General features: G+C 41.2%; 4 protein-coding genes and 1 pseudogene. 4 read left to right on the forward strand and 1 reads right to left on the reverse strand.

Annotated elements, in window-relative coordinates; all coding sequences use genetic code 11:
• From C8R11_RS16345 to C8R11_RS15695, 4 genes are all read left to right on the forward strand, one after another.
• Window positions 1-208 (forward strand): hypothetical protein (locus tag C8R11_RS16345; protein WP_219908637.1); only part of this gene is annotated, 208 nt, incomplete at its 5' end.
• A gap of 34 nt (window positions 209-242) precedes the next feature.
• A complete protein-coding gene (locus C8R11_RS16350) occupies window positions 243-572 on the forward strand; it encodes a hypothetical protein (protein ID WP_181258287.1) in 330 nt (109 codons plus the stop codon).
• A 729-nt stretch (window positions 573-1,301) separates the two neighbouring features.
• A complete protein-coding gene (locus C8R11_RS15690; protein ID WP_107796513.1) occupies window positions 1,302-1,676 on the forward strand; it encodes a DUF6394 family protein in 375 nt (124 codons plus the stop codon).
• A 45-nt stretch (window positions 1,677-1,721) separates the two neighbouring features.
• Window positions 1,722-3,419 (forward strand): potassium channel family protein, encoded by a 1,698-nt coding sequence (locus C8R11_RS15695; RefSeq protein ID WP_107796514.1) that lies wholly within the window; start codon window positions 1,722-1,724, stop codon window positions 3,417-3,419.
• Between the two features lie 154 nt (window positions 3,420-3,573).
• Here the strand turns inward: C8R11_RS15695 and C8R11_RS15700 are convergent.
• Window positions 3,574-4,023, reverse strand: a pseudogene (locus tag C8R11_RS15700) (IS6 family transposase).
• Window positions 4,024-4,050 lie beyond the last annotated feature (27 nt).

The following is a 4,050-nucleotide window of genomic DNA, read 5'->3' on the forward strand; positions in this document are numbered from 1 at the left end:
GCAAAAACAGGGAAACCGCAATCCATATATAGATCATCCTGAAATTGTTGCGAGGGCCTGGGGACATGAAAATACAACAGGAACTGTTCCGGACCCAGATATCACAGACAATATTAATTCATTAAAAACTGAAATAGCCAACATGGAAGCGGCATTGGCAAAATTGAAAGCAGAGCTTGCAAGATTGCAGAATAGTTTGACTGACTAGGTCTGTGCTAATACACAATCAGGAGGATTAGACAATGAGTGACACGTCAACATACTCTTTACGACTTCCAAAATCATTGAAGAATGAAGTCGTAAAAATGGCAACACGTGATGGTACAAGCCTTAATCAGTTTATAGCAATGGCAGTGGCAGAAAAAGTATCAGCTCTTGAAACTGAGGATTTTTTCAAGGAACTCGCTAAACAATTGAATTTATATATATTCTTTTTTTCACAGGTGGCGAAATGCCACGTGATGGTGATGAGCTGGAGACATAACATGCCGGAATATCTTTATATTACCGGTCAAACAATTTACATAATGCGAATTTTGCACGAAAGTATGGATCACGGCAGACATTTATAATGGATCTCAAATTTTTTATGTCAGTTTCTTTTGTTACGCAAATCTGAGTAGACTTTACTTTTTCGAGGGGATAACCAAAAATGATTGTTACTGATACTGTAAGTTGACTGACACCGTTGAACATCAAATCCCGGCAGCATATCTATAAAATAACATACGTCTAAGGCGGAAAGGCTTAAGGAAGGAATTGGCTGACTAAAAGTCGTATTCGCTGTCTGCGTTGCTCTTGATGCATCATTAGTTGCATGGCTGACGCAAAATTACGCCTCAACCAATCCAGTGCTGATGATAACCGGTTGCATTGCGTCGGTTCTTATTGCTTTGCTTATCGTGTTTGTTAATCGCCGCGCCTATCGCAGATTTGAAGAATTGGAGGATGCGTGATGGAATGGTTTGTTGTAATTGCTCTTATCGCCCTTATTGGCGCATTGTTACTGGTTGCAAAAGAAGTTGCTTCTCACGATCACTCTTGATGACTAATACGTAAATAGTAATTTAGTAATTATAAAGTTAGTGATATAAATACAATTACTTATAATCAGTCAGTTGAACTGGTCAATGCGGATCAAACACCTCAAACATGATTACATGTATTAGTTCAGGTCTGAATTAATATATGTTACGACAAAGTCCCCTGGTGATTAGTCCGCCAGTTTCCCTTGGTAATAACGCTAGTGCAATATAAGATAGCATAACTTCACGTTAATTCACTATGAATCAATACCTGTTATGAATCTTGAGAAAGTAGTTTTTGGTTTTTTTATCGTACTTGCTTTGTCACTGAATTATGGTTTTTTTATCGGTGATGTCGATAATCCTGCACATCATCATCCTTATGAATTATACGCCGCTATTATCGTCAATCTCATTGCCACGGTATTGAAGTTTGGAGATCGCACACAGATTGGCGCCGTTCATTTGGCCACCAGCCTAGTTGCAGATCTGCACCTCATTGCTGCTGCAATCCTATATGCATCTGTAAGTGATACACCTGACGAAGTGATTATGATTAATCATGTCGTTTCTTTATCCGGTGGTGCATTGCTAGCAAATATTGTTTCTGTTGTTCTCTTGATAGCAGAAACAATTAGTCTTCGCCGATAATCGAATTACTACACCTTAATAAATTAGAAGAAACAAAATTCGAGGATGAATAACATCATTTTTCTGATTTTGCGGCGCATGCGCACGCCTTTGATTGCGGTAATAATCTGCTTCGGTATCGCTGTAGGTGGACTGACATTGATGCCAGGCATAGTAATTGCGGGCGAAATTTCATACCTGTCTTTGTTTCAGGCTTTTTATATCATTAGTTATACTGCCACTACTATCGGATTCGGTGAAGTGCCGCATGAATTTAGTACCGTGCAGCGCTTATGGATGACATTCTCAATTTATCTAACCGTCATCGTATGGATTTATGCTATTGGAACGATCATCACGCTGTTTCAGGATGCAAGTCTGAAAACCGCCATTACTACATCACGATTCACAAAATCAGTCGAACGTCTGAACGAGCCCTTCTATATTATTTGTGGTTATGGTGAAACAGGCAGCCTGCTGGTCAATGCGCTCGACCATAAGAATATCCGTGTTGTCGTGATTGAAATTCTCCAACTTAAGGTAAATGAACTTGAGTTGGAAGATTTTCAATTTGATATACCAGTATTATGCGCGGATGCGCGTCTCCCGGATATTCTAATAAAAGCTGGAATAAGGCACTCTTTATGTGCCGGGGTCGCTGCGTTAACTAATGACGACCATGTAAATCTTGCAGTAGCAATTGCAGTAAAGCTGATAAACCCTTCTCTGATGATATTGGGACGTGCTGAGAACATAGATACTGCAGCGAACATGGCTTCTTTCGGGACTGACCAAATAATTAATCCATACACGCTATTTGGCAATCATTTGGCAATGGAAGTTCATACACTTGGGATCTATCTTTTACATGAATGGCTGACCGGTGTTCCTGGGCACACTCTGCAATCTCCGGCTTGCCCACCCGTTGGCAAATGGATAGTGTGCGGTTATGGGCGCTTTGGCAAATCTGTTGTGCAAAATTTGCAACGCGAGAGGATCACCACTGTCATTGTTGAAGCTGATCCCAAATTGACTGGATGCGAGGAATATGTATTAGGGAGCGGTACAGAGGCCAGAACGTTGCAAGAAGCAGGTATCATGGATGCGGTCGGCATTGTTGCCGGAACAGATAATGATATCAACAATCTTTCTATCGTGATTACTGCCCGCGAATTGAATCCAGATTTGTTCGTGGTTATCCGAAGGAATAAGCGTTACAACGATCTTCTTTTCGAGCATTTTAAAGCTGATATTTCCATGCAACCCAGCGATATCATCGCGCATGAGTGCTTGGCTCATATGATATCCCCTTTGTTAGCGCAATTTCTCATTCAGGCACGCAGCCAGACAAATACGTGGGCAAACCAATTGATTGCTCAGTTGGTAAGTATAGTAGGAGAACAGGTACCTGACACCTGGTCAATTATTATTGATTATCAATCTGTACCGGCGGTTGCTAGTCTTTTTTCTCAAGGATTGTCGGTATCTATTGATAACCTGATGCGAGATCCGAACAATCGAGACATTAAACTTGATCTTGTGCCATTAATGTTAGTGCGCGACGATGACTTCTTGTTGCTTCCTGATCATGCCATGCAAATTAAACACCAAGATCAGATTCTTTTTTGTGGTCGAGTCAGTGCAAAAAAAATACTTTTCCGGATTTTGGATAATCCCAAAATATTGAGCTATATAATTAGTGGAGAAAATGTGCCCGATAGCTTTATATGGCGCTGGCTTAGTCAGAAATTGAAGAAAGAGTAGCATGAACTTGGCTTATAGGCACTACCGGTAATTTACCCTCTCCCAACACCAATCCAATAGGTATTGCCAAGTTAACTTTCATAGGGCAACCAGTTCTAGAAATTTAGCTTTCATGCTTACGTAATCTTTTCCCAAGATGCAAAAGCACCTTGTCTTAAATCTCGATAATCACTGGCAGATACCAGATGACGGCCAAGATTAAATAGGCAGCATGCACATCCAGGAATCGTTGAGCCTGCTCCATCGATTTGAATCGACGCATGCCTCGTTCTCTTACTCGGGTTAGTTGGTGTGAAAGCTCAGTGCGATTGTTCGCATATTGGGAAGTATCGTGAATCGTGCCAGGGACAAGCTCTCGGTGAGCGACACCGTAACTTCTCAACTTATCTGTCACTATCTTCCTGGGTTCATTTCGACATTTCTTGAGGATCTTTTTGAAGAAACGCTTAGCAGCTTTGCCATCCCTGCGTGCCTGCAGCAAAACATCGACCACTTCACCGTCTTAGTCTATTGCTCGCCACAAATACAGTTGCTTGCCTTGAATCTTGACAAATACTTCATCAAGGAAGAATGTATCGCCGTATCCTTGATGTTGGCGTCTCAACCTCTTAGTATATACTGAACCAAACTT

Origin of the sequence: Nitrosomonas aestuarii (assembly GCF_003046585.1) — a bacterium.
In the GTDB taxonomy this organism is placed as follows: Bacteria; Pseudomonadota; Gammaproteobacteria; order Burkholderiales; family Nitrosomonadaceae; genus Nitrosomonas; species Nitrosomonas aestuarii.

Bases quoted from the DNA above. Each gene is read 5' to 3' on its own strand.
- C8R11_RS16350 (WP_181258287.1), top strand. From the start codon at position 243: ATGAGTGACACGTCAACATACTCTTTACGACTTCCAAAATCATTGAAG.
- C8R11_RS15690 (WP_107796513.1), top strand. From the start codon at position 1,302: ATGAATCTTGAGAAAGTAGTTTTTGGTTTTTTTATCGTACTTGCTTTG.
- C8R11_RS15695 (WP_107796514.1), top strand. From the start codon at position 1,722: ATGAATAACATCATTTTTCTGATTTTGCGGCGCATGCGCACGCCTTTG.